The 24,155-nt window shown below is 71.1% G+C and carries 19 protein-coding genes; 13 read left to right on the forward strand and 6 right to left on the reverse strand.

Annotation, left to right across the window (positions count from 1 at the left end):
• Positions 1 to 125: 125 nt before the first annotated feature.
• Positions 126 to 1,118 carry an aldo/keto reductase gene (locus AB8O64_RS25575; RefSeq protein WP_356452802.1) on the reverse strand — a complete coding sequence of 331 codons (993 nt, stop codon included), beginning with the start codon at positions 1,116 to 1,118 and terminating at the stop codon, positions 126 to 128.
• A gap of 72 nt (positions 1,119 to 1,190) precedes the next feature.
• Between AB8O64_RS25575 and AB8O64_RS25580 the strand changes: the two genes are divergently transcribed.
• From AB8O64_RS25580 to serA, 6 genes are all read left to right on the forward strand, one after another.
• A complete protein-coding gene (locus AB8O64_RS25580; RefSeq protein ID WP_361930160.1) occupies positions 1,191 to 2,153 on the forward strand; it encodes a 2-hydroxyacid dehydrogenase in 963 nt (320 codons plus the stop codon).
• 292 nt (positions 2,154 to 2,445) lie between these two features.
• Positions 2,446 to 5,355 (forward strand): putative bifunctional diguanylate cyclase/phosphodiesterase, encoded by a 2,910-nt coding sequence (locus AB8O64_RS25585; RefSeq protein ID WP_370421642.1) that lies wholly within the window; start codon positions 2,446 to 2,448, stop codon positions 5,353 to 5,355.
• A 243-nt stretch (positions 5,356 to 5,598) separates the two neighbouring features.
• Positions 5,599 to 7,458, forward strand: a complete 1,860-nt coding sequence (locus AB8O64_RS25590; protein ID WP_370421643.1) for an acetolactate synthase large subunit — start codon at positions 5,599 to 5,601, stop codon at positions 7,456 to 7,458.
• Between the two features lie 48 nt (positions 7,459 to 7,506).
• Positions 7,507 to 8,031: an acetolactate synthase small subunit gene (gene ilvN / locus AB8O64_RS25595; RefSeq protein WP_130880067.1), complete on the forward strand. Its 525-nt coding sequence runs from the start codon at positions 7,507 to 7,509 to the stop codon at positions 8,029 to 8,031.
• A 155-nt stretch (positions 8,032 to 8,186) separates the two neighbouring features.
• Positions 8,187 to 9,188 (forward strand): ketol-acid reductoisomerase, encoded by a 1,002-nt coding sequence (gene ilvC / locus AB8O64_RS25600; RefSeq protein ID WP_356452796.1) that lies wholly within the window; start codon positions 8,187 to 8,189, stop codon positions 9,186 to 9,188.
• Positions 9,189 to 9,478: 290 nt separating this feature from the next.
• Positions 9,479 to 11,083 (forward strand): phosphoglycerate dehydrogenase, encoded by a 1,605-nt coding sequence (gene serA, locus AB8O64_RS25605; protein WP_356452794.1) that lies wholly within the window; start codon positions 9,479 to 9,481, stop codon positions 11,081 to 11,083.
• 107 nt (positions 11,084 to 11,190) lie between these two features.
• On the opposite strand, the gene AB8O64_RS25610 is transcribed toward serA, so the two are convergent.
• Positions 11,191 to 12,753: an MFS transporter gene (locus AB8O64_RS25610; RefSeq protein WP_370421644.1), complete on the reverse strand. Its 1,563-nt coding sequence runs from the start codon at positions 12,751 to 12,753 to the stop codon at positions 11,191 to 11,193.
• Positions 12,754 to 12,848: 95 nt separating this feature from the next.
• On the opposite strand from AB8O64_RS25610, the gene AB8O64_RS25615 reads away from it, so the two are divergent.
• The 3 genes from AB8O64_RS25615 (at position 12,849) to AB8O64_RS25625 (ending at position 15,090) form a co-directional block, all read left to right on the forward strand.
• Complete coding sequence (locus AB8O64_RS25615) at positions 12,849 to 13,454, forward strand: TetR/AcrR family transcriptional regulator (RefSeq protein ID WP_370421645.1); 606 nt, start codon at positions 12,849 to 12,851, stop codon at positions 13,452 to 13,454.
• A 134-nt stretch (positions 13,455 to 13,588) separates the two neighbouring features.
• A complete protein-coding gene (locus tag AB8O64_RS25620) occupies positions 13,589 to 14,851 on the forward strand; it encodes a cytochrome P450 (RefSeq protein WP_370421646.1) in 1,263 nt (420 codons plus the stop codon).
• A gap of 44 nt (positions 14,852 to 14,895) precedes the next feature.
• The gene (locus AB8O64_RS25625; protein ID WP_356452788.1) at positions 14,896 to 15,090 is read left to right on the forward strand and encodes a ferredoxin; all 195 of its coding nucleotides are present in this window, start codon (positions 14,896 to 14,898) and stop codon (positions 15,088 to 15,090) included.
• Between the two features lie 15 nt (positions 15,091 to 15,105).
• On the opposite strand, the gene AB8O64_RS25630 is transcribed toward AB8O64_RS25625, so the two are convergent.
• Complete coding sequence (locus AB8O64_RS25630) at positions 15,106 to 16,365, reverse strand: PucR family transcriptional regulator (RefSeq protein ID WP_370421647.1); 1,260 nt, start codon at positions 16,363 to 16,365, stop codon at positions 15,106 to 15,108.
• 189 nt (positions 16,366 to 16,554) lie between these two features.
• On the opposite strand from AB8O64_RS25630, the gene AB8O64_RS25635 reads away from it, so the two are divergent.
• Together AB8O64_RS25635 and pruA are read left to right on the forward strand one after the other, a co-directional pair.
• Positions 16,555 to 17,481 (forward strand): proline dehydrogenase family protein, encoded by a 927-nt coding sequence (locus tag AB8O64_RS25635; RefSeq protein WP_209518846.1) that lies wholly within the window; start codon positions 16,555 to 16,557, stop codon positions 17,479 to 17,481.
• Positions 17,482 to 17,523: 42 nt separating this feature from the next.
• Entirely contained in the window at positions 17,524 to 19,155 is a 1,632-nt protein-coding gene (pruA, locus tag AB8O64_RS25640; RefSeq protein WP_356452784.1) for an L-glutamate gamma-semialdehyde dehydrogenase, read from the forward strand.
• A 136-nt stretch (positions 19,156 to 19,291) separates the two neighbouring features.
• Here the strand turns inward: pruA and AB8O64_RS25645 are convergent, their stop codons facing one another.
• Positions 19,292 to 19,642, reverse strand: coding sequence for an SH3 domain-containing protein (locus AB8O64_RS25645; protein ID WP_370421648.1), 351 nt, complete (start codon positions 19,640 to 19,642; stop codon positions 19,292 to 19,294).
• Positions 19,643 to 19,779: 137 nt separating this feature from the next.
• Positions 19,780 to 20,664 (reverse strand): phosphatidate cytidylyltransferase, encoded by an 885-nt coding sequence (locus AB8O64_RS25650; protein WP_370421649.1) that lies wholly within the window; start codon positions 20,662 to 20,664, stop codon positions 19,780 to 19,782.
• Between the two features lie 330 nt (positions 20,665 to 20,994).
• Between AB8O64_RS25650 and AB8O64_RS25655 the strand changes: the two genes are divergently transcribed.
• Positions 20,995 to 21,147 (forward strand): hypothetical protein, encoded by a 153-nt coding sequence (locus AB8O64_RS25655; protein ID WP_370421650.1) that lies wholly within the window; start codon positions 20,995 to 20,997, stop codon positions 21,145 to 21,147.
• A gap of 19 nt (positions 21,148 to 21,166) precedes the next feature.
• Here the strand turns inward: AB8O64_RS25655 and AB8O64_RS25660 are convergent, their stop codons facing one another.
• On the reverse strand, positions 21,167 to 22,774 hold the full coding sequence (locus tag AB8O64_RS25660; RefSeq protein ID WP_370421651.1) for a purple acid phosphatase family protein: 1,608 nt from the start codon (positions 22,772 to 22,774) through the stop codon (positions 21,167 to 21,169).
• A gap of 130 nt (positions 22,775 to 22,904) precedes the next feature.
• On the opposite strand from AB8O64_RS25660, the gene AB8O64_RS25665 reads away from it, so the two are divergent.
• The gene (locus tag AB8O64_RS25665; protein WP_356452776.1) at positions 22,905 to 23,945 is read left to right on the forward strand and encodes a 3-isopropylmalate dehydrogenase; all 1,041 of its coding nucleotides are present in this window, start codon (positions 22,905 to 22,907) and stop codon (positions 23,943 to 23,945) included.
• Positions 23,946 to 24,155 lie beyond the last annotated feature (210 nt).

Consider the following 24,155-nt stretch of genomic DNA (forward strand, 5'->3'; position numbering starts at 1 on the left):
TCACGGGGACGGCCCGCCGGAGCGCGGCGCTCTCCTGTACTGCGTTCCTTATACACCGCACGGCCGCCGACCGCGCCGCATCACGGGCACCGCGCCGTCGTGCCGGTGATGCCGGGGCCGCCCGGTCAGTACCAGGAGCCCAGTGCCCTCGGCAACGCCGCCAGCTCCGCGAAGTCCTCCCCGGTCAGCCGCAGTTCGGCCGCCGCGGCGTTGTGCACCGCCCACCGCGCCTTCTTCGTGCCCGGCACGGGCACCACGTGCCGCCCCTGCGCCAGCACCCACGCCAGCGCGACCTGCGCGGCGGACGCGTCGTGGCGGTGCGCGACCCGGCGCAGCCCCGCGACGATCGGCTGATTGGCGGCCATCATCTCCGCCGTGAAGCGCGGATGGCGGGCCCGGATGTCCTCGGGCTCGAAGCCCTGGCCCGGCGTGAGCGTGCCACTGAGGAAACCATTCCCCAGCGGCATCGCGGCCAGCACCCCGACCCCTCGCGACGCGCACCACGGGACCAGCGCGTCCAGCGCCTCCCGTGACCACACCGACAGCTCCGCCTGCACACAGCTCACCGGGAAGACCTGCTGCACCCGCTCCAGCTGCCGGACCGTCGCGTCGTAGAGCCCCGCCCGGGAGCGGCGCCGGGTGCGCGCCCCGATCGCGCACCACCCCAGCGCGCGGACCTTGCCGGCGGAGACCAGCTCCGCCATCGCGCCCCAGGTCTCCTCGACCGGCACCTCGGGGTCGGGGCGGTGGAGCTGGTAGAGGTCGATGACATCGGTCTGGAGGCGGCGCAGCGAGGCGTCGCACGCCCGCTTCACATAGCCGGGGCGGCCGTTGGCGACGATGTGCTGCTCGCCCACCAGCAGCCCGCACTTGGTCGACACGAACGCCTCCGAGCGCCGCTCCCGCAACACCCGCCCCACGAGCAGCTCATTGGTGAAGGGCCCGTACATATCGGCGGTGTCCAGCAGGCTCACTCCGGCGTCGAGCGCCGCGTGCACCGTGCGCAGGGCCCCCTCGCCGCTCTGCTGGGAGGCGGTGTACGCCCAGTGCATGGGCATGCACCCGAGGCCGATCGCGCCCACCTCGAGAGCCGTCGCACCGATTGTCCTGCGCTCCACCCGCCGTGCCCTCCCGTTCCTCGCCCCCAAACTAACCTCTGCGCTCCGGCCCGGTTCGCATAGCCTCCTGGCATGAGTGCAGATCACAGCGGTTCCGGGCGCCCACTGGCATGGCTGCCCCTCCACCCCGAGGAGATCGACGGGCTGCCCGCCGAACTCGACTACGCCTACTGGGCGGGGGTCTCGGACTTCCCCACCGACCCCGCCCGGTGCGTTTTCTACGGCGTCCCCTATCTGGCGCCCCCCGAGGTCTCCGCCCGCCCCCTGGCGCACATGCCGCGGCTCCGGGTCGTGCAGACCCTGACCGCCGGCGTGGACGACATCCTGCCCGCCGTGCCGCGGATGCCGTCGGGCACCCTGCTCTGCAACGCGCGCGGGCTGCACGACGCGAGCACCGCCGAGCTGGCCCTCGCGCTGACCCTCGCCGCCCTGCGGGACATCCCCGGCTTCGTACGCGCCCAGGACGCGGGGCAGTGGCGGCAGGGCTTCCGCCCGGCGCTCGCCGACAGCTCCGTACTCATCGTGGGTTACGGCTCGATCGGCAGTGCGATCGAGGACCGGCTCGCGCCCTTTGAGTGCGCGCGGGTGGCGCGCGTCGCGCGCTCCGCGCGTAACACCGCGCGCGGTCCGGTGCATCCGGTCGCCTCCCTGCCCGAGTTGCTTCCCGACGCCGACGTGGTGATTCTCGCGACGCCGCTCACCGAGGAGACCCGGGGGCTCGTCAACGCGGGGTTCCTCGGCCGGATGAAGGACGGGGCCCTTCTGGTGAACGTCGCGCGCGGGGCCGTCGTGGACACCAAGGCGCTCCTCGCCGAGTTGGAGAGCGGCCGGCTGCGGGCCGCGCTGGACGTGACCGACCCCGAGCCGCTGCCCCCGGGGCACCCGCTGTGGACCGCTCCGGGGACCCTCATCACCCCCCATGTGGGTGGTCCTTCGTCGGCGTTCCTGCCCCGCGCCAAGGCCCTGCTCCGCGATCAACTGGCCAGATTTGTACTGGACGAGCCTCTGCGAAATGTCGTAGTCAGCGCCGCGTAGCGGCACGTAGAGGTACCGTTTGACTGCACTGCGTATCCATAAACCCATGCCTGGTTACGCTGTGTATATGAGCTATGTCCCTGAGTGACGAGTCTGGTGTATCGTCCCGACCGGGGGCTGCGCCGCGCACCGTACGGCCGCAGCGAGGGACCGCGACTCGAGGGGGGCGACGGGCGATGCACGGCCAATGGACGATCTACCCGACGCGGCTCATGCGCCGATCACGACTCCGCCGCGCCGCGACCCCGGATCCACGGCTCCTTGCGAGCCCCCGGCCCGGGACGGCGGCGCGGTGAGCGCCCCCGGAGCGACGCTGCCCCGCCAGCCGGCCCCCGCCGGCTCCGGGCTGTGGTCCCAGCTCCTGCTGGCCCTGGTCTGCGGCGGCTACGCCACGGGCGCCGCCCTCGGCTGGGGCTCGCCCGAGCTGGCCCGCGTCATGGGCGACTTCGGGCTCAGCGCCGCCGCCGTCGTCGCCGCGATCTCCTGCTCCTGGTACAGCCGCACGCGCAACACCCGCTTCCGCCCCGCCTGGCTGCTCTTCGCGGCCTCGTCCGCGATGGCCGGCTTCGGCAACGCCGTCTGGGGCTGGTACGAGGTGATCCTGCGCCAGCCGGTGCCCACCCCGTCCCCCGCCGACTTCTGCTTCCTGCTCTTCGCGCCGCCCGCCATCATCGGCCTGCTGGTCCTCGCCCGCCGTCCGGTCACCCGGGCCGGCTGGGTCTGCCTCGCGCTCGACGCCTGGCTGATCGGCGGCTCCCTGCTCACGCTCTCCTGGAGCCTGGCGCTCGCGCACACCGCGCACTTCGAGGGCGAGACCGTGGCGCACACCGCGCTCTCGCTGGCCTATCCGCTGCTCGACATCGTGCTGGTCTCGATGGTGCTGGCGCTGCACTTCCGCCGCTCCTCCGCCAACCGCTCCGCGATCAACACCGCCATCGCGGCCCTCGCCCTGACCGTCCTGTGCGACGCCCTGTTCACCTCGCCGCTGCTGAAGGTGAACTACCGCTCCGGCCAGATCCTCGACGCGGGCTGGTTCGCGGGCTACATGCTGATGGCGTACGCGCCCTGGGTGGCCCGCGAGAAGGGCGACGACACCGCGAGCCAGGCGGGCCAGGCCGGCCAGGCGGGGCACACGGGCCAGCACCCCAGCCGGCCCATCGCCGGCTCGCTCGCCGCCCTCACCCCGTATCTCGCCGCCGCCGTCTGCACCTTGGGCATCCTGTACAACGTCCTCGACGGCCACCAGGTCGACCGCGTCGTGCTCTTCACCGGCTGTACGGTCGTCCTGGCCCTGGTCATCCGGCAGGGCATCATGCTGCTGGACAACATCTCCCTCACCCAGGAGCTGGCGCAGAAGGAGAACCACTTCCGCTCCCTGGTCCAGGGCTCCAGCGACGTCATCATGATCGCCGCCCCCACCGGGATACTGCGCTACGTCAGCCCCGCCGCCGCCGGGGTCTACGGCCGCGACGCCGAGGAGCTGGTCGGCTCCGAGCTGGCCTCCCTCATCCACCCCGAGGACCTGGGCCGGGTCGTCCACGAGGTGCGCCGCTTCCTCGCCGCGCCACCCGCCGAGGAGCCCACCACCCGCATCGAGTGCCGCTTCCGCTCCGGCAGCGGCGACTGGCTCAATGTGGAGTCCACCGTCAACCGCCACCACGGCGGCCTCATCTTCAACAGCCGGGACGTGACCGAGCGGGTCCGCCTCCAGGCCCAGTTGCAGCACACGGCCGAGCACGACCCGCTCACCGACCTGCCCAACCGCGCCCTGTTCACCCGGCGCGTCCAGCAGGCCCTCGCCGGCCGCAGAGCGACCGACGCGGGCACCGCCGTGCTCTTCATCGACCTCGACGGCTTCAAGGCGGTCAACGACACCGTCGGCCACCAGGCGGGCGACGAGTTGCTCGTCCAGGCGGCCCGCCGGCTCCAGGAGTCGGTACGGGCCGGGGACAGCACCGCCCGGTTCGGGGGCGACGAGTTCGCCGCGCTGATCATCGGCGACGGCACCCGCGACCCCGCCGCGCGCGAGTACCGCATCCATGAGATCGCCGACCGGCTGCGGCTCACCCTCTCCCAGCCCTACAAGGTGGAGGGCGGCCAGGAGGTCCGCGTCGCCGCCAGCATCGGCGTCGCCTTCGCCGAGCCCGGCATCACCCCCGGCGGACTGATGCGCAACGCCGACCTCGCGATGTACCGCGCGAAGCAGGCCGGAAAGGGCCGCGTCGAGCTGTACGCACCGCAGATGCAGGCCGATGTCGTACGCCGCGCCGAGCTGGCCACCCGGCTGCGCACCGCCCTGCACGACGGCGAGTTCGCGCTGCTGCACCAGCCCGTGGTGGAGCTGTCGACCGGCCGGATCACCGCGGTCGCCGCACAGCCCCGCTGGCGCTCCACCCAGGGCATCCTCTTCACCCCGGCCGAGTTCCTCCGGGTGGCCGAGATGGAGCGGGCCGACGAGAGCGCGCGCACCGCCGAGCTCGGCCGCTGGACGCTGGAGAAGGCGCTCGAGCACGCCGCGCAGCGCCGTCTCGCGGGCTACGGCGTGCCCGTCTACGTCCGCCTCTCCGGCGCCCGGCTGCTGGACAAGTCGCAGCCCCCGAAGAATCTCGAGGCGCTTCTCATCCGGCACGCCCTGCCCACCGGCGCGCTCACCCTGGAGCTGTCCGGCAGCGATCCGCGGATCCCGCTGGACGAGCTGGAGCGACGGCTGGTCGCCCTGCGCCGCTTCGGTGTGCGCATCGCCCTGGACGGCTTCGGCAGCGGATACGCCGCGATCAGCGCGCTGCGCAGGCTGCCGATCGATGTGCTCAAGATCGACCGGGGCCTGGTCGAAGGAGTCATCGAGTCCCCCCGGCTGCACAAGATCACCGCAGGGCTGCTGAAGATCGCGGACGATCTCGGGATGCAGTCCGTCGCCGAGGGCGTGGACGTGCCCGAGCAGGCGCACGCCCTGCGCACCATGGGCTGCACCCACGCGCTGGGCGCCGCCTTCGCCGGCCCCGTCGACGAGCACCGGCTGCGCCATGCCCTCGACCGGGGCGCGTACGCGGTACCGGCCGCCGAATCCGTTCCGGTGGAAGACGCGGAACAGGTGCTCGTCGGGGGTTCGCTGCCCGTACGATCCGGAACGGCGGGCGGCGCGGGCTCGCTCGCGCATGCTCCATTGCGCTCAAATAATGAGACGCCCGTCCCACCCACTTGACACCTCGTGGGCGGCGGGGGGAGGGTCAGTGCCATGCGCACCCGAATTCTCGTACTTGGAAAGCGCGTCGGCTGAAGCAGGCCATCATCTCGATCCCTGCTGACCACACCGACGCGCTCCCCTCGCTTGCCTCACGGCACGAGGGGTTTTTTGTTGCACCGGAACCTCGCAGACCCCCACAAATCACCGTCGTATTTCCATCGAATCCGTCGAAATCGCCGAATCCTTCGAGAAGAGAAGTCGATGACCGAGCAGGCCACCGGGGCCCATCATCCGCAGCCGCGGGCCCGTAGCGGCGGGGCGCAGCAGCAGCCCGCCACCGTCGAGCACGTCACGGGTGCGCAGTCCCTCATCCGCGCGCTGGAGGAGGTCGGGGCCGACACCGTGTTCGGCATCCCGGGCGGTGCGATCCTCCCCGCGTACGACCCGATGATGGACTCCTCGAAGGTCCGCCACGTCCTGGTGCGCCACGAGCAGGGGGCGGGTCACGCGGCCACCGGATACGCGCAGGCCACCGGCAAGGTCGGGGTGTGCATGGCCACTTCGGGCCCCGGCGCGACGAATCTCGTCACCCCGATCGCCGACGCCCACATGGACTCCGTCCCGCTGGTCGCCATCACCGGTCAGGTCGCCTCCAAGTCGATCGGTACGGACGCCTTCCAGGAGGCGGACATCTGCGGCATCACCATGCCGATCACCAAGCACAACTGGCTGGTCACCGACCCGGCGGAGATCCCCCGCACCATCGCCGAGGCGTTCCACGTCGCCTCCACCGGCCGGCCCGGCCCGGTGCTCGTCGACATCGCCAAGGACGCCCTCCAGGCCCAGACCACCTTCGTCTGGCCGCCGCACACCGACCTGCCCGGCTACCGCCCGGTCACCAAGCCGCACGCCAAGCAGATCCGTGAGGCCGCCAAGCTGATCACGCAGGCCAGGCGGCCGGTGCTCTACGTCGGCGGCGGGGTGATGAAGGCCCGTGCCACGGCCGAGCTGAAGGTCCTCGCCGAGCTGACCGGCGCCCCCGTCACCACCACCCTGATGGCGCTGGGCTCCTTCCCCGACAGCCACCCGCTGCACGTCGGCATGCCGGGCATGCACGGCGCGGTCGCCGCCGTCACCGCCCTGCAGAAGGCGGACCTGATCGTCGCCCTCGGCGCGCGGTTCGACGACCGCGTCACCGGCAAGCTCGACTCCTTCGCCCCCTACGCCAAGATCGTCCACGCGGACATCGACCCCGCCGAGATCGGCAAGAACCGCGCCGCCGACGTCCCCATCGTCGGTGACGCCCGCGAGGTCATCGCGGATCTGATCGTCGCGCTCCAGGCGGAGCACGCCGCCGGTCACAAGGGTGACTACGACGCCTGGTGGACCGACCTCAACCGCTGGCGCGACACCTACCCGCTCGGCTACGACCAGCCCGAGGACGGCAGCCTCTCCCCGCAGCAGGTCATCCAGCGCATCGGTCAACTCGCCCCGGAGGGCACCATCTACGCGGCCGGCGTCGGCCAGCACCAGATGTGGGCCTCGCACTTCATCGACTACGAGCAGCCCGCCACCTGGCTGAACTCCGGCGGCGCCGGGACGATGGGGTACGCGGTCCCGGCCGCCATGGGCGCCAAGGCCGGTGTGCCCGACCGCACGGTGTGGGCCATCGACGGCGACGGCTGCTTCCAGATGACCAACCAAGAACTGGTCACCTGCGCGCTGAACAACATCCCGATCAAGGTCGCGATCATCAACAACGGTGCGCTCGGGATGGTCCGCCAGTGGCAGACCCTCTTCTACAACCAGCGTTACTCCAACACCGTGCTGCACTCCGGCCCCGGGCACGACGGCAAGGAGGCCGCCGCCGGCACCCGGGTCCCGGACTTCGTCAAGCTGTCGGAGGCCATGGGCTGCGTGGGACTGCGCTGCGAGGACCCGGCCCAGCTCGACGCCGTCATCGAGCAGGCCAACGCCATCAACGACCGCCCCGTGGTGGTGGACTTCATCGTCCACCAGGACGCCATGGTCTGGCCGATGGTCGCCGCCGGCACCTCCAACGACGAGATCCTCGCGGCACGCGGCGTCCGCCCGGACTTCGGCGACAACGAAGACGACTGAGGACCGTGAGGACTCCAGAGATGACGAGGACGACGAGGAAGATCTGAGATGACCAAGCACACGCTCTCCGTCCTGGTGGAGAACACCCCCGGCATCCTCACCCGGATCGCCGCGCTGTTCGCCCGCCGCGGCTTCAATATCGACTCGCTCGCCGTCGGGGTCACCGAGCACCCCGACATCTCCCGCATCACCATCGTCGTCAACGTCGAGACGCTGCCGCTGGAGCAGGTCACCAAGCAGCTCAACAAGCTCGTCAACGTGCTGAAGATCGTCGAGCTGGAGGACAGCGCCGCGATCCAGCGCGAACTCGTGCTGGTGAAGGTCCGCGCCGACAACGAGACCCGCTCCCAGATCGTCGAGATCGTCCAGCTCTTCCGCGCCAAGACCGTCGACGTCTCCCCGGAGGCCGTGACCATCGAGGCCACCGGCGGCAGCGACAAGCTCGGCGCGATGCTCAAGATGCTGGAGCCCTTCGGCATCAAGGAGCTGGTGCAGTCCGGGACGATCGCCATAGGGCGTGGCGCCCGGTCCATCACGGACCGCAGCCTGCGCGCCCTGGACCGCTCGGCCTGACGAACACCCCCGGCGCGCGGCGTCCTCCCGGGGACGCCGCCCGTCCGTCCCGGCCCCCCGATGCGGGGCGCGCCCGGATACCGAGACCCGAACACCTTCCCGCACCCGCCCGTCATACGGTGGGACGTACAACCGGAAATCAAGGAGATACCCCAGTGGCTGCCGAGCTGTTCTACGACAACGACGCCGACCTGTCCATCATCCAGGGCCGTAAGGTCGCGGTGATCGGATACGGCAGTCAGGGCCACGCCCACGCGCTGTCGCTGCGCGACTCGGGCGTGGACGTCCGCGTCGGTCTGCACGAGGGCTCCAAGTCCAAGGCGAAGGCCGAGGAGCAGGGCCTGCGGGTCGTCACCCCGGCCGAGGCGGCGGCCGAGGCCGACGTCATCATGATCCTCGTTCCGGACCCGATCCAGGGCAAGGTCTACGAGGAGTCCATCAAGGAGCACCTCAAGGACGGCGACGCGCTGTTCTTCGGCCACGGTCTGAACATCCGCTTCGGCTTCATCAAGCCCCCGGCCGGCGTCGACGTCTGCATGGTCGCCCCCAAGGGCCCCGGCCACCTGGTGCGCCGTCAGTACGAGGAGGGCCGCGGCGTTCCGTGCATCGCGGCCGTCGAGCAGGACGCCACGGGAGGCGGCTTCGCCCTGGCGCTCTCCTACGCCAAGGCCATCGGCGGCACCCGCGCCGGCGTCATCAAGACCACCTTCACCGAGGAGACCGAGACCGACCTGTTCGGTGAGCAGGCCGTGCTCTGCGGCGGCGCCTCCGCGCTGGTCAAGGCGGGCTTCGAGACCCTGGTCGAGGCGGGTTACCAGCCGGAGATCGCGTACTTCGAGTGCCTCCACGAGCTCAAGCTGATCGTGGACCTGATGTACGAGGGCGGCCTGGAGAAGATGCGCTGGTCGGTCTCCGAGACCGCCGAGTGGGGCGACTACGTCACCGGCCCGCGGATCATCACGGACCAGACCAAGGCCGAGATGAAGAAGGTCCTCGGCGAGATCCAGGACGGCACCTTCGCCAACAACTGGATGAAGGAGTACAACGACGGTCTGCCGAAGTACAACGAGTACAAGAAGGCCGACGAGGACCACCTGCTGGAGACCACCGGCAAGAAGCTGCGCAAGCTGATGAGCTGGGTGGACGACAAGGAGTAGTCCTCCGGCACGGTCCTGGGGGTGCCGGGGGCTTCGCCCGCCGAGCCCCCCTTCGCCCTCGATCGCCGGGCAGGCTTGACATCAGCCTGTCCGGCGATCGAAGGCGACACGAAGTCGACACCGGCGGGTGACACCTTTTCCCGTCCGCCCGGGGCCGGGCCGAGGTCCCCGATACACTGCGGAGCACAAACGCGTCAGGCTCACAGCGTCGTGCGTCTTCCACGCGGCTGCCCCCTTCACCGCCTTCGGCCGTAGGGACGGCCGTCCCGCAAAGGACTAGTGAGGACCACGTGAGCACTGCTTCGTCCCGTAAACCCGTCGTACTCATCGCCGAAGAGCTGTCGCCCGCCACCGTCGACGCCCTCGGACCGGACTTCGAGATCCGGCACTGCAACGGCGCGGACCGCGCCGAGCTGCTGCCCGCCGTCGCCGACGTGGACGCCATCCTCGTACGCTCCGCCACCAAGATCGACGCGGAGGCCATCGCGGCCGCGAAGAAGCTGCGCGTCGTCGCCCGCGCCGGAGTCGGCCTGGACAATGTCGACGTCTCCGCCGCCACCAAGGCCGGCGTGATGGTCGTCAACGCCCCGACGTCCAACATCGTCACCGCCGCCGAGCTGGCCTGTGGTCTGCTCATCGCCACCGCCCGCAACATCCCGCAGGCCAACACCGCGCTCAAGAACGGCGAGTGGAAGCGCTCGAAGTACACCGGTGTCGAGCTGTCGGAGAAGGTCCTCGGCGTCGTCGGCCTCGGCCGGATCGGTGTCCTGGTCGCGCAGCGCATGTCCGCGTTCGGCATGAAGGTCGTCGCCTACGACCCGTACGTCCAGCCGGCGCGCGCCGCGCAGATGGGGGTGAAGCTCCTCACCCTCGACGAGCTGCTGGAGGTCGCGGACTTCATCACCGTGCACCTGCCGAAGACCCCCGAGACCCTCGGGCTGATCGGTGATGACGCGCTGCACAAGGTCAAGCCCTCGGTCCGCATCGTCAACGCCGCCCGCGGCGGGATCGTGGACGAGGCCGCGCTGGCGACGGCCCTGAAGGAGGGCCGGGTCGCGGCCGCGGGCCTGGACGTCTACACCACCGAGCCGTGCACCGACTCCCCGCTCTTCGAGTTCGACAACGTGGTCGCCACCCCGCACCTCGGCGCCTCCACGGGCGAGGCGCAGGAGAAGGCGGGCATCGCGGTCGCGCGGTCCGTGCGGCTCGCGCTGGCGGGCGAGCTCGTGCCGGACGCGGTCAACGTCCAGGGCGGGGTCATCGCCGAAGACGTCAAGCCCGCGCTGCCGCTGGCCGAGAAGCTGGGCCGGATCTTCACCGCCCTCGCGGGCGAGGTCGCGGTCCGGCTCGACGTCGAGGTCTACGGCGAGATCACCCAGCACGATGTGAAGGTGCTCGAACTGAGCGCGCTCAAGGGTGTGTTCGAGGATGTCGTCGACGAGACGGTGAGCTACGTCAACGCCCCGCTGTTCGCGCAGGAGCGCGGCGTCGAGGTCCGGCTGACCACCAGCTCCGAGTCGCCCGACCACCGCAACGTGGTCACCGTGCGCGGCACCCTCTCGGGCGGCGGCGAGGTGTCCATCTCCGGCACGCTGGCCGGCCCGAAGCACCTCCAGAAGATCGTCGCCGTCGGTGAGCACGATGTGGACCTCGGCCTCGCCGACCACATGGCCTTCCTCCGCTACGGCGACCGCCCCGGTGTCGTCGGCACGGTCGGCCGCATCCTGGGCGAGGCGGGCATCAACATCGCCGGCATGCAGGTCTCCCGCGCCACGGAGGGCGGCGAGGCGCTGGTCGCCCTCACGGTCGACGAGTCGATCCCGGCACCGGTGCTCGCGGAGATCGCCGAGGAGATCGGCGCCGCGTCCGCCCGTGCGGTCAATCTGACCGACTGACGGCCGTCGTACGCCGGTTCGACGAGGTCGAGCCGGCGGTGCTCATGGCGGAGCGGCGCCCCGGTCCTGGTGGACGAAGGGCGCCGCTCGGCTCTGGGATGGCCTGCTCAGCGGCGGGTCAGGACCGCCTCGGGGGCGGTTTCCGCAGGGGGGTGCTCCGGCGTTGTCGTCACCCCGCGCAGCGCGGCCACCGCGCCGACGGCGGCGAGGGCCAGCACGGCGGCTCCGCCGAGGGCGGCGAGGTTCATGCCGTGGGTGAAGGCGTCGCGGGCGACGGCCAGCACCGTCTCGCCCGCCCGGCCCGGCAGCCCGGCCGCCACGCCCGCCGCCCCGCCGAGTGTCTCGCGGGCCGCTTCCAGGGCCCCGTGCGGCAGGTCCGCGGGCAGCGAGTCGGTCACGTCACGGCGGTAGACGGCGACGCCGACGCTGCCGAAGACCGCCATGCCGAGCGCGCCGCCGAACTCCTGCCCCGTCTCCAGCAGTGACGCCGCCGTACCGGCCTTCTCCGGCGGGGCGGTGGACAGGGCCATGTCGGAGACCAGGGCCATGACCGTCACGATGCCGCAGCCGATGACGCCGGCTCCGATCAATGTGGTCCACAGCGAGTCGGTGCCGGCCCGGGTCAGGACGGCGTAGCCCAGGGCGGCGACGACGAATCCGGCGGCGATGACGTACGCCTTGTCGACCTTCTGTGCGATCGCCGTCGACAGGGGCGCGGCGACACCGACCGCGAGGGACGGGACGACGCTCCACAGCGCGGCCTCCATCGGGCCCTTGCCGAGCACGGACTGCAGATACTGGGTGGTGAAGTAGACCGAGCCCATCATCCCGAACGCCGCGAGGGTGTTGAGCGCGATGCCCGCCCCGAAGGCACGGTGGCGGAACAGCTCCCGGCTGATCATCGCGGACGACAGGGTGCGCTGGCGGCGTACGAAGATCCAGCCCACGAGCAGGCCCGCGGCGACGCACAGGGCCCTCGCCGCGCTGAACCCCTCGGCGGCGATCTCCTTGAGCCCGTAGGTCACCGGAAGCACGGCGGCCATCGACAGCGGAACGCTCAGCAGATCGAACCGGCCCGGCTTCGGGTCCTTGTACTCCGGCACCAGGAACGGGACGAGCACCAGCAGCAGCACCATCGCGGGGACGTTGATCAGGAAGACCGAGCCCCACCAGTAGTGCTCCAGCATCACCCCGCCCAGCACCGACCCGAGCGCGATCCCGCCCGCCATGGCGCCGGACCAGATGCCGATGGCCTTGGTGCGCTGGGTGTCGTCGTGAAACAAGTTGCGCACCAGCGCCATCGTGCTCGGCATCAGGGTCGCGCCGCCGATGCCGAGCACGGCCCGCGCCGCGATCAGCATCTCCGCGCTCTGGGCGTACGCGGCCGCCACCGAGGCCACCCCGAAGGCCGCCGCCCCGAACATCAGCAGCTTGCGCCGGCCGATCCGGTCGCCGAGCGACCCCATCGTGATCAGCAGCCCGGCGAGGGCGAAGGCGTAGACATCGAAGATCCACAGCTGCTGGGTGGCGGAGGCGTCGAGCGACTCGCTGATGGAGGGGACGGCGAAGAACAGGACGGAGGCGTCCATCGAGACCAGGAGGAGGGGCAGCAGGAGGACGACGAAAGCCGTCCATTCCCGCCGCCCGGCGCGTGCGCTGGGGTTCGTCATGGCCACGAATATACGGCTGTCTTAAACGATTGTCTATGACGCTTGTATAAGACGTCTGTCTGGTACGGGTGTATGGGCGGCGCTAGGGTTCCCACATGGGACATCGCGAAGATCTGCTCGAAGGCGCGAAGCGCTGCCTGCTCGAAAAGGGCTGGGTGCGCACCACCGCGCGCGACATCGTGGCCGCCTCCGGCGCCAACCTCGCCTCCATCGGCTACCACTACGGCTCGAAGGAGGCGCTGATGACGACAGCGTTCTTCCAGCTGGTCGAGGAGTGGGGCGACGGGGCCACGCGCAGGCTCGCGGCGGGGCGGGACCGGGAAGCGGGCCGGGAGCGGCAGCTCGCGCAGGTCATGGACGCGATGTTCGGGGAGTTCGAGCGGGACCGGCAGTTCTGGTTGGTCCAGATGGAGGTCATCGGGCAGTTGGACCGCAACCCCGACCTGAAGAAGCGCTTCGCCGAGGTCCTGCCCAGCGGACGCGAGGGCATGCTGGCGATCTTCGAGGGCGTCGACGACGTCGATGTGCCCGCCGAGGCCACGCGGACCGCAGGAGCCTTCGTCCACGCGCTCTTCATCGGTATGTGGGTGCAGTGGCTGATGAACCCGGAGGCCGTGCCGACGGGGCGTGAGCTGGTGGAGGGCATGCGCAGGGTCCTGACCGGCGCGGCCCTGAGCGGCGAGCCGCTGCCGGACGCCTGACGGGTGCGGGTGCGCGGGGGACTTGTTGGCGGTTGAACGGAAATATGGCCCGAACCGCACGTAGTCCGGCAACCTGCCGCCCCGCCCTGGGTAAGGCACGGGAAGGACGTCAGTCCCGAACTGGGAGGTTGACCGTGACCCGGAGCCGCACCAGCAGCGACGTCGTTGTCGACGACGGCACCACCGAAGCCGACAGCCGCGCGGAGAAGAGCGCCACCGCCCCCGTTTTCCCTCATGAACGCACCTGTCCCTACCAGCCCCCCGCCGGCCATGAAGCCCTCGTCGCGGACGGCCCCCTCTCACGCGTGACGTTGTACGACGGCCGTGAGGTATGGCTGGTGACCGGGCACGCCGAGGGGCGGGCCCTGCTCACCGACCAGAGGCTCTCCTCGGACCGGCAGAATCCGGCCTTTCCGGTCTTCGCCCCCCGGGCCGAGGGGCAGGGTGAGGCCTCCTTCCCGCTCATCGGCTACGACGACCCCGAGCACGCCCGGCAACGGCGCATGCTGATCCCCAGCTTCGGGCTCAAGCGGATCGCCGCCATGCGCCCGCAGATCCAGCGGATCGCGGACGAGCTCATCGACGCGATGCTCGCCGGCGGCACGGAGGCCGAGCTCGTCTCCGCGTACGCCCTGCCCCTGCCGTCCATGGTCATTTGCTCACTGCTCGGCGTCCCCTATGAGGAGCACGAACTCTTCGAATCCCTGTCCCGGGCCCTGCTGCTCTCGGAGACGAGCGCCGAAGCACGCGAGAAACGGCTGGAGTTCGAGGACTACCTCGACGGGCTCATCGCCCGCAAGGAAGCGGCCCCCGGCGACGGGCTGCTCGACGAACTCATCGCCGACCGGCTCGCGGAAGGACAGCTGGACCGCCGGGAGCTGGTCATGACGGCCATGGTCACGCTCATCGCCGGGCACGAGACCACGGCCAACATGATCACCCTCGGGATGTACACCCTCCACGAACACCCCGACCAGCTCGCCGCGTTGCGTGCCGATCCGGCACTGATGCCGGGCGCCGTCGAGGAACTGCTGCGCTATCTGTCCATCGCCGACGTCATGATGCGGGTCGCCACCTCGGACATCGAGATCGGCGGCCGGACCATCCGGGCGGGGGACGGCGTCATCCTCGCGGTCTCGCTGATCAACCGTGACGCGGAGGTCTACGAGCGGCCCGGGGCGCTCGACGTCCGCCGCTCGGCCCGGCACCACGTCGCGTTCGGCTTCGGCATCCACCAGTGCCTGGGCCAGAACCTGGCCCGCGCCGAGCTGGAAATCGCCCTCACCACCCTGCTGACCCGCATCCCCACCCTGCGGATCACCGTTGCCCGTGACGAGCTGCTCATCAAGCCCGCCACGACGCTGCAGGGACTGTTCGCCCTGCCGGTCGCCTGGTGACGTGAGCGGCCGGCCAGCGGCCCATGGAGAGAACGGAGCCCGTCATGAAGATCAGCATCGACTCGGACACCTGTATCGGCAGTGGCCAGTGCGCCCTCACCGCGCCCGGTGTCTTCACCCAGGACGACGACGGATTCGGCGAAGTCCTGCCGGGCCGTGAGGACGGCGCCGGCGAGCCGCTCGTACGGGAGGCGGTACGGGCCTGCCCCGTACAGGCGATCACGGTCGGGGAGGACTGACGGCGCCCCGGGCGACTACAGCCGGGACGCCTTGAGCGACATGTGCAGCAGCAGCCGGTCCTCGCCCTCGTCCAGGTCGAGGCCGGTGAGCTGCTCCACGCGCGCGAGCCGGTAGTACAGGGTCTGGCGGTGGATGCCGAGGGCGGCGGCCGCCCGGCCCGCCTGGCCGGCGGAGTCGAGGAAGGTCTCCGCCGTGCGGGCCAGCTCGGTGTTGGCGGGCTCCAGCAGGCGCAGCACGGCCGGATCGGCCGCGCGGTCGGCCGGCAGCGCCGTCAGCGCGCGGTACGCACCGAGCGCCTCCCACTCCGCCACCGGCCCCAGCCGCCGCCCCGAGCCCGCCGCGGCACCCGCCGCGCGCGCCGCGGCCAGCGCCTCCGACCAGGCCGTCGGCAGCTCGGCCAGGCCCCGGCGGGGGGTGCCGATGCCCGCCGTGGCCGCCGAGGCCGGGCCGGCCGCGCGCGGGGAGCGCAGCAGCCGCTCCGCCGCGGTGCGGGCCGGGGCGGGCGTGGTGAGGGCGCGCAGCCGGACCAGGGCGGCCAGTGCCGCCGAGCCGTCGGGCAAGGAGTCCGGGACCGCGCAGAGCGCGGCGACGCCCGACTGCGCGGCGAGCATCGAGCCGGAGCCCGTGTCCGGCACTGCCGCCGACCGGTCCGGCTCGCCCCCGGCGGAGCCCGGTTCGCCCACCGGACGCCAGGGGGCCACCGCGACGAGCGCCAGCGGGCCGTCCGCCGCCGCTCCGAGCGCCTCCCGCAGCGCGCCGCGCGCCGCGTCCCGCCCGGCGGGGCGGGCCGTCAGCAGCTCCCGCAGCAGTTCGCCCAGCTCGGCACCGGCCCGGGCCTCGGCGGCCAGCAGCGCGCCGATCCGGTCGGCCGTCTCCATGGCGTGCGCGAGCCGGGGGTCCGCGTACGGCAGGGCGAGATCGAGCCCCGCCAACTGCTCGTCGTCCAGCAGCCAGACATAGCCGTGGACCACCCCGCGGTGGCGCACGGGCAGACAGATGCGCCCCTTGAAGACCCCCGCTGCCGGGTCCGGCGGGATCCGCAGCGGCGACTGCGCCCGCGCGATGCCGAAGGCCTCGAACCACGCCCGTACCGCCGCCGTCGACCGGCGCTGGAGGATCGAGCGGGTGCGGACCGGGTCCATCATCAGGTCGAGATCGTCGTCACCGCCGTGGGCGCCGAACGCGATCAGCCCGAAGTCGCGGTCCTCGAGGGTCGCGGGCGCGCCGAGTGCCGCCGAGATGTCGTCCACGAGCTGCTGATAGTCGCCCCGCATACCGCGCTCCGCTCCTTCCCTCGGGTATTCCCCATGCCCGTGCCCCCATTGTCATACATCTGTCTGAGATCCCGGCCACGGATGCGTGACAGCTGTCGATGGCCGCGCGGTGGCATGAACTCTACGTTTCACGTTGAGTTACTTATGCCGACTCCCCAGGTGGGGGCGGCCGTCATTGTGGAGGTGCCCGTGCTGGCTCCCGTGATCCTCGCCGCTTCGCGCAGCGACAAGATGCGCCGTTTCGTGTCGGCTGCCCCGGGCACCAAGCAGGTCGTCGACCGGTTCATCGCCGGCGAGACCGTCGACCAGGTCATCCCGATCGTGCAGGACGCCTCGGCCAAGGGCCTCGAGGTCACCCTGGACGTCGTGGGCGAGGACATCACCACGGTCGAGCAGTCGTACGCCGCCCGTGACGCCTACCTGGAGCTGATCGACCGCCTCAAGGCGCTCGGCCTGGGCACCAAGGCCGAGATGTCGGTCAAGCTCTCCATGTTCGGCCAGGCCCTGGAGGGCGGCCACGAGCTGGCGCTCGCCAATGTGCGCCCGGTCGTCGAGGCCGCCGCCGCCATCGGCACCACGGTCACCCTGGACGCCGAGGACCACACCACCCTCGACTCGATGTTCGCCATCCACGAGGAACTGCGGAAGGACTTCCCGCAGACCGGCTGTGTGATCCAGGCCTACCTCTTCCGCACCGAGGACGACGCCCGCCGGCTCGCCGCGGCCGGCAGCCGAGTGCGTATCGTGAAGGGTGCGTACAAGGAGCCCGCCTCCGTCGCGTACCTCGACAAGGCCGAGATCGACAAGGCCTTCGTCCGCATCGTCAAGATCCTCATGCAGGGCGAGGGCTACCCGATGATCGGGTCGCACGACCCGCGGCTGATCGCCATCTCGCAGGAGCTGGCCCGGCAGGCGGGGCGCAAACTGGATGAGTACGAATTCCAGATGCTGTACGGCATCCGCAGCGACGAGCACGTCCGGCTGGCCGCCGAGGGCCACCGGATGCGGGTGTACACCGCGTACGGCACCGACTGGTACGGCTACTTCATGCGCCGCCTCGCCGAGAAGCCCGCGAACCTGCTGTTCTTCGCCCGTTCCATCCTCACCACGGGCTGACCCCCGAACCCCCACCAGAGCCCCGAAGGAGACACGGAACTCATGGACGCCGTCACCCAGGTCCCCGCGCCGGTCAACGAGCCGGTGCACAGCTACGCCCCCGGTTCCCCGGAGCGTGCCCGCCTCGAGGCCAAGCTCAAGGAGCTGGCCGGCAACCCCATCGACCTGCCGATGACCATCAACGGTGAGAAGCGGATGGGCGGCGGCGAGCCGTTCCAGGTCGTGCAGCCGCACAACCACGCGGCCGTCATCGGCACCTTCAACAACGCCACCACCCGGGACGCCCAGGACGCGGTCGACGCCGCCCTGGCCGCCGCACCGGCGTGGCGCGCGATGTCCTTCGACGACCGCGCGGCGATCATCCTGCGCGCCGCCGAGCTGCTGGCCGGCCCCTGGCGCGAGACGCTGGCCGCCTCCACCATGCTCGGCCAGTCGAAGACCGCCCAGCAGGCGGAGATCGACACCCCCTGTGAGCTCGTCGACTTCTGGCGCTTCAACGTGCACTTCGCGCGCCAGATCCTCGCCGAGCAGCCGGTCGCCAACTCCGCCGGTGTGTGGAACCGCAGCGACCACCGTCCGCTCGAGGGCTTCGTCTACGCGATCACGCCCTTCAACTTCACCGCCATCGCGGGCAACCTGCCGACCGCCCCGGCCCTGATGGGCAACGTGGTCGTCTGGAAGCCGTCCCCGACCCAGACCCACTCCGCCGTGCTGCTCATGCAGCTCCTGGAGGAGGCGGGCCTGCCCAAGGGCGTCATCAACCTGGTGACCGGTGACGGCATCGCCGTCTCCGAGGTGGCCCTGAACCACCCCGAGCTGGCGGGTATCCACTTCACCGGCTCGACCAAGACCTTCCAGTACCTGTGGAAGACGGTCGGCAACAACATCGAGAAGTACAAGTCCTACCCGCGTCTGGTCGGCGAGACCGGCGGCAAGGACTTCGTCGTCGCGCACCCGAGCGCCGACCCGGCGATCCTGAAGACCGCGCTGACCCGCGGCTCCTTCGAGTTCCAGGGCCAGAAGTGCTCGGCCTCCTCCCGCGCCTACATCCCGCGTTCCCTGTGGGAGAACGGCTTCAAGGAGCAGTTCGCGGCCGAGGTCGACGGCATCACCATGGGTGACGTCACCGACCTGTCGCACTTCATCGGCGCCGTCATCGACGACCGTTCGTTCGCCAAGAACAAGGCCGCGATCGACCGTGCCAAGTCCGACCCGACCTGCACGATCATCGCGGGCGGCACGTACGACGACTCGGTCGGCTACTTCGTCCGCCCGACGGTCATCGAGTGCACGGACCCGGAGAACGAGGTCTTCACGACCGAGTACTTCGGCCCGATCCTCGCCGTCCACGTCTACGAGGACGCCGAGTTCGACGCGATGCTGGCCCAGATGGAGTCCGTCTCCGCGTACGCCCTGACCGGCTCGATCATCGCCCAGGACCGCTACGCCGCGGCCGACGCGATGGAGAAGCTCCGCTTCGCCGCGGGCAACTTCTACATCAACGACAAGTCGACCGGTGCCGTCGTCGGCCAGCAGCCCTTCGGTGGCGGCCGCGCGTCCGGCACCAACGACAAGGCCGGCGCCGCGTCCAACCTGATGCGCTGGACCTCGACCCGCTCCATCAAGGAGACGCTGGTCCCGCCGACCGAGTACGGCTACCCGCACATGGGCTGACCGGCCCTTTCATAAGCGACGCCGCCGCCCGGCTCCCCAGCCGGGCGGCGGCGTCGTTTTTCCGGGATCTCCCGGGCTCCAGGGCCGGCCGCCGGACCGGCCGTGGAGGGGCGCCGCGGAGGGCGCGGCGGTGGTGCTACAGACCGCCGCAGTACGGCGGGATGATGTTGGCGTGGGCCACATAGCCGCGGGTGCCCTTGGGCAGCCCGCCCCTGCTCTTGGCCTTCAGCTGGACGTAGTCCCACTTGCCCGACTTGCTGAGGATCCGGATCGGGTCCTTGAAGTAGAGCTGGCCCTTGACGCCGCTCGACGCGCTCGCCTTGGTGCGCAGCCGGGTGCCGTCGGTGTAGATGAACGCGTTGTCCGCGTTGCACGGCTTGGCGGCCGCCGCGCGCTGCGGCGCCGCGGTGGCCGCCTGGGCCGGGGCGGCCAGGGCGGCGGTGCCGAGCAGCGCGACGGTGGTGAGCGCGAGGGATATTCGACGCACGGGGATGTCCTCCGGTGGAGCGAGGGTGGAACGGTGGATGAAGCAAGATCGCGACTACTGCCGCGGCGATCACCTTAGGCGCCGTCGCGTCGTGCTCGTATGGCGGTTTTGTCACGCCCCTGTCACGGGGGCGGCCGTCACAGCACGACCAGCATCGCGAGCGGCAGCGCCGACAGCAGGGAGCCGAGCCGGTCGAGGAGGCCGCCGAAGCCCGGCAGCCAGGTGCCGGTGCCCTGCGCGCCGGCCTCGCGGGTGAGCGCGGATCCGAGCAGACCGCCCACGACACAGCCGCACAGCACCGCGGCCCACAGCGTGACCGTGAACCCGCCGACCGCGCCCAGGCCGACGGCCACGCCCATGCCCGCGGCGAGCACATGCGCCCACGTCCGGTCGGCGGAGAGCCGGGACAGCGGCAGGGCGAGACCGCCGCCCAGCCGGGCCAGCACGGCCCCTCCGCACCAGGCGGCCAGGTCACCGAAGGCGACGGCCACGACCACGGCGATCGCCGTGCCCTCCAGCACCAGGAGTCCGCTCAGCGCCAACGGGATCCACAGCATCCCGAAGACCGTGCGTGCCGCCCGCTCCCCGGCCCTCGCCGGGTCCCCGGACAGCACCGCCACCAGCACGCACGCGATCAGCACGAGCACCGGCAACCGCAGCCCGACACGCACGTCCTCCGGCAGCACGTGGGCCACGTACGCCAGCGGCGGCACCAGCACGGCCGCGACGCCCAGCACCACCCGCTCGCCCGGCCCGAGGCGCAGCAGAGCCGCGTACTCGGCCACCGCGATCAGCCCCAGCGCGGCCGGCAGCAGCAGCGGCCCCGGCGAGTCCACCGGGTACAGCGCGGCGAAGAACAACAGCGCCGCCACGAGGGAGGTGCCCCAGGCGCGGCGCAGTTCACGGCGGGCGGTGACACGCGCGGGGAGGACCGCGACGGCCGCACCGGCGACGGCCAGCGCCCCCGCGACGACGGGCAGGGCGCTGCCGAATGCCTCCTCGGCCTCCAACAGCGCGCTCATCGCGCCTCGTCGGGCAGGAGACGGGCCGGGGCCCAGGGGTCGCGTACGTACTGGCCGTTCATGGGCCCTACTGTCGCCGACCCGTTTCCGCGCCGGACGGGCGGGTGGACCCGTCCCGCCGTCTCAGATAGTAGGAAGGCCGACTAAATCTGCAGACAGCGCGACCCCGCTGACCTAGCGTGGTAGCAGCCGAACGTCCCGCTCCATCGAGCGAAGGCGGTTGCGGCCCGGTGCGTGAGCGCAGGTGACCCCTGCCGTACGCGGGCCCCCGCACTCTTTCCGGCTCTCATCCGCACTTCTCGGGCTTCCATTCAGAGGAGACGTGACTTCATGGCCGAGACCGTTGTCCGCAGGACCCGCCGTGCCGCCCGCGCCCGTACGTCCGACACCACCGCCGCCCGCGCGACCGACCGCGCCAACGCCGCCGCCGCGCTCCAGCGCGCGCTCGACCGCCGCGACAACGGCGGCGTGACGGGCCACTGAGCGCCCTGCGGGCGCGTCCTCAAACGCCGGACGGGCTGGATTGGGCTGAGGTCCCCTTCTCGGCTCCGCTCCGCGTCACCTCGAAGTAATCGACCCGTGCTCCGCTCTCCGCCAGTGCCGTCACCCGCAGTCGCGGGTGACGGCCCGGCTCGGCCTCGACGGCGAGGAACGAGAAGCCGGTGTAGCGTACACGTGACCACTCCACGGTCTCCGGGCGCTTCACCCGGCCCTTGGCCCAGTGGTAGCTGGCGACGCCGTCGAGATCCTTCACATGGCCCTCGTAGCTGTCCGGCACCGGGAAGTCGTACAGCGCCTTGCCCGCTCCGCCCGCGGTGACGTAGACGATGCCGTCGCGCACCGAGTCGACGCTCCCGCCGATCGGGACCTTCCTGCCCACCCGTCGGCCCCGGATCGCGTCGGTCCGTTCGTAGACGTGATTGTGGCCGTTGATCACCAGATCCACCTGGTGCCTCTCGAACAGCGGCAGCCACGCGTCGCGCACCCCGCCGTCCGACGCGTGCGCCTTCGTCGTCGAGAACGCGCAGTGGTGGAAGAAGACGACGAGGAAATCGATCCCGCGCTGCCCGCGCAGCTCCCGCAGCCGCCGGTCCAGCCAGGCGGTCTGTCTGCCGCCGGTGTAACCGGTGTTGGCGGCGATCTCGTACGAGACGTCGTTGGCGTCCAGCGCGACGACACCCACGTTTCCGTAGGTGAAGGAGTAGACGCCCGGCGCGCGGCGCGGGTCGAAGCCGCTGTCCGGCAGGGTCCAGCGGGCGCGCTGACCGCCGTAGCCGTCGGAGGAGTACCAGGCCTCCATGTCGTGGTTGCCGGTGGTCACCATCCACGGCACCCGCGCCGCCACCGACTCGGTCTGGGCGAGGAACTGGTCCCACACCCGCGCGTCGTAGACGTCCGTCGGCTTGCCCGCGCCGCTGGCGTCGGCGTAGCAGATGTCGCCCGCGTGGAGATGGAACGCCGGGTTCTGGCCGAGGATCAGCTGGTCGTTGGCGAGCGCGTCATAGCTGACGCCCTGGTCGCCGAAGGCGGTGAAGACGAATCTCTCCGCGTTCTCCGGGGCGGTGCGGAAGGTGCCGATGGTCGTGAAGTGGCGCGGGTCGGCTGGGTCGTGGCCGGTGTGGCCCACGCCGTAGTAGTAGGTCCTGCCCGGACTGAGGCCGTCCAGCGCCGCGTGCAGATAGACCTGGTCGACGGCAGGGAGCTTGTTGCTGAGCGCGGGCGTGTGCAGGGCGCGCACCTCCGCCTCGACGCGCTGGCCGAGGTCCCACGGTTCGAGGCCCACCCGGACGAACGGGTCCTTGACCGCGAACGGCACCTGCCAGGAGATCCGCATCTGTGTCCTCGGGTCGGCGCCGAAGGCGAGATGGCGGCCGAAGGGCGCGACCACCGAGCCGTCCACCCGGGCGGTCGCGGGCGCGCCGATCAGGGTGGGGCCCGCGTACGCGCCCGCGCCGCCGAGGACACCCAGCCCGGCGACCGTCCCGGCCGTGGCGGCACCGGCGCGCAGCATCCCGCGCCGGGTGAGCTTCGTCCGCAGGTACTCGTGCTGCTCGGCCATCGTCATCCGGACGGCGAGGTGATCGGGGATGCCTACCCGTGGTGTCTCCATGCTCGAAAACGTCCCAGGAACGAGCGACACCGTCCCCTACTTGAGGTGAACGTGACCTGACCGGACCGCCATCTGTCCGGATCGTGGACATCGCGTGTCAACCCCCGGGACGGCGGAGTACGGTCCCGCTATGTCTCGCACCATGCGCCTCGCAGTGATCCCCGGTGACGGTATCGGCCAGGAAGTCGTGGCCCAGGGCCTGAAGGTCCTCAGTGCCGTCCTTCCTTCGGACGTGAAGCTGGAGACCCGGGAGTACGATCTCGGCGCCCGGCGCTGGCACGCGACGGGCGAGACCCTGCCGGACGCCGAACTCGAATCCCTCAAGGACCACGACGCGATCCTGCTCGGCGCGGTCGGCGATCCCTCCGTGCCGTCCGGCGTGCTCGAGCGCGGGCTGCTGCTCAAGCTGCGCTTCGCCTTCGACCACTACGTCAATCTGCGTCCGTCGAAGCTCTTCCCCCACACGGACACCCCGCTCGCCGGACGCCCGGAGATCGACTTCATCGTCGTCCGCGAGGGCACCGAGGGCCCCTACGTCGGCAACGGCGGCAGCCTGCGCACCGGCACCCCCGACGAGGTCGCCACCGAGGTCAGCCTCAACACGGCACTGGGCGTGGAGCGCGTGGTGCGCGACGCGTACGAGCGCGCGCAGGCCCGGCCGCGCAAAAAGCTGACCCTCGTCCACAAGAACAACGTCCTCGTCTACGCGGGCCACCTGTGGAAGAACGTCTTCGACCGGGTCGGCCGGGAGTACCCCGAGGTCACCACCGACTATCTGCACGTCGACGCGGCGACGATCTTCTTCGTCACCCAGCCCGAGCGCTTCGACGTCATCGTCACCGACAACCTCTTCGGTGACATCCTCACCGATCTCGCCGCCGCCGTCACCGGTGGCATCGGGCTGGCCGCCTCCGGGAACATCAACCCGACCGGCGCCTTCCCGTCCATGTTCGAGCCGGTCCACGGCTCCGCGCCCGACATCGCCGGCACCGGCAAGGCCGACCCCACCGCCGCCGTCCTCTCCGTCGCGCTCCTGCTGCGCCACCTCGGCCACGAGGCGGAGGCGGCCCGCGTCGAGGACGCCGTCGCCGACGACCTGGCCGCCCGCGGCACAGCCCACCGGACGACGGACGAGATCGGCGACGCGCTCGCCGCACGAGTATCCGGCTGACCCGGCCGCCACGCCTCCCGACGCCATCCCCGCCAGCGGTGCCGCACCTGCGGAGCACCGCTGTATGAGATGGGTCGCTGTGCTACCGCGCGGTTGGGTGCGACCATCCATCCAGGGCCGCGCGCAGTTTTTTCGTCCTCGGCCCCACGGGAGAGATAATCGAACGTGGGGCCGCGGTATGAGGGGAAGCTCGGACGTCCTCGAGTCGAT

The sequence above is a fragment of the Streptomyces sp. QH1-20 genome, assembly GCF_041283565.1.
Taxonomy (GTDB): Bacteria; Actinomycetota; Actinomycetes; order Streptomycetales; family Streptomycetaceae; genus Streptomyces; species Streptomyces syringius.

Excerpts from the sequence above, each read along its gene's own strand:
- AB8O64_RS25615 (WP_370421645.1), top strand. The coding sequence starts at position 12,849 with ATGGGACATCGCGAAGATCTGCTCGAAGGCGCGAAGCGCTGCCTGCTC.
- ilvN (WP_130880067.1), top strand. The coding sequence starts at position 7,507 with ATGACCAAGCACACGCTCTCCGTCCTGGTGGAGAACACCCCCGGCATC.
- AB8O64_RS25610 (WP_370421644.1), bottom strand. The coding sequence starts at position 12,753 with ATGACGAACCCCAGCGCACGCGCCGGGCGGCGGGAATGGACGGCTTTC.
- AB8O64_RS25655 (WP_370421650.1), top strand. The coding sequence starts at position 20,995 with ATGGCCGAGACCGTTGTCCGCAGGACCCGCCGTGCCGCCCGCGCCCGT.
- AB8O64_RS25590 (WP_370421643.1), top strand. The coding sequence starts at position 5,599 with ATGACCGAGCAGGCCACCGGGGCCCATCATCCGCAGCCGCGGGCCCGT.
- AB8O64_RS25580 (WP_361930160.1), top strand. The coding sequence starts at position 1,191 with ATGAGTGCAGATCACAGCGGTTCCGGGCGCCCACTGGCATGGCTGCCC.
- AB8O64_RS25625 (WP_356452788.1), top strand. The coding sequence starts at position 14,896 with ATGAAGATCAGCATCGACTCGGACACCTGTATCGGCAGTGGCCAGTGC.
- AB8O64_RS25665 (WP_356452776.1), top strand. The coding sequence starts at position 22,905 with ATGTCTCGCACCATGCGCCTCGCAGTGATCCCCGGTGACGGTATCGGC.
- AB8O64_RS25650 (WP_370421649.1), bottom strand. The coding sequence starts at position 20,664 with ATGAGCGCGCTGTTGGAGGCCGAGGAGGCATTCGGCAGCGCCCTGCCC.
- AB8O64_RS25630 (WP_370421647.1), bottom strand. The coding sequence starts at position 16,365 with ATGCGGGGCGACTATCAGCAGCTCGTGGACGACATCTCGGCGGCACTC.
- AB8O64_RS25660 (WP_370421651.1), bottom strand. The coding sequence starts at position 22,774 with ATGGAGACACCACGGGTAGGCATCCCCGATCACCTCGCCGTCCGGATG.
- pruA (WP_356452784.1), top strand. The coding sequence starts at position 17,524 with ATGGACGCCGTCACCCAGGTCCCCGCGCCGGTCAACGAGCCGGTGCAC.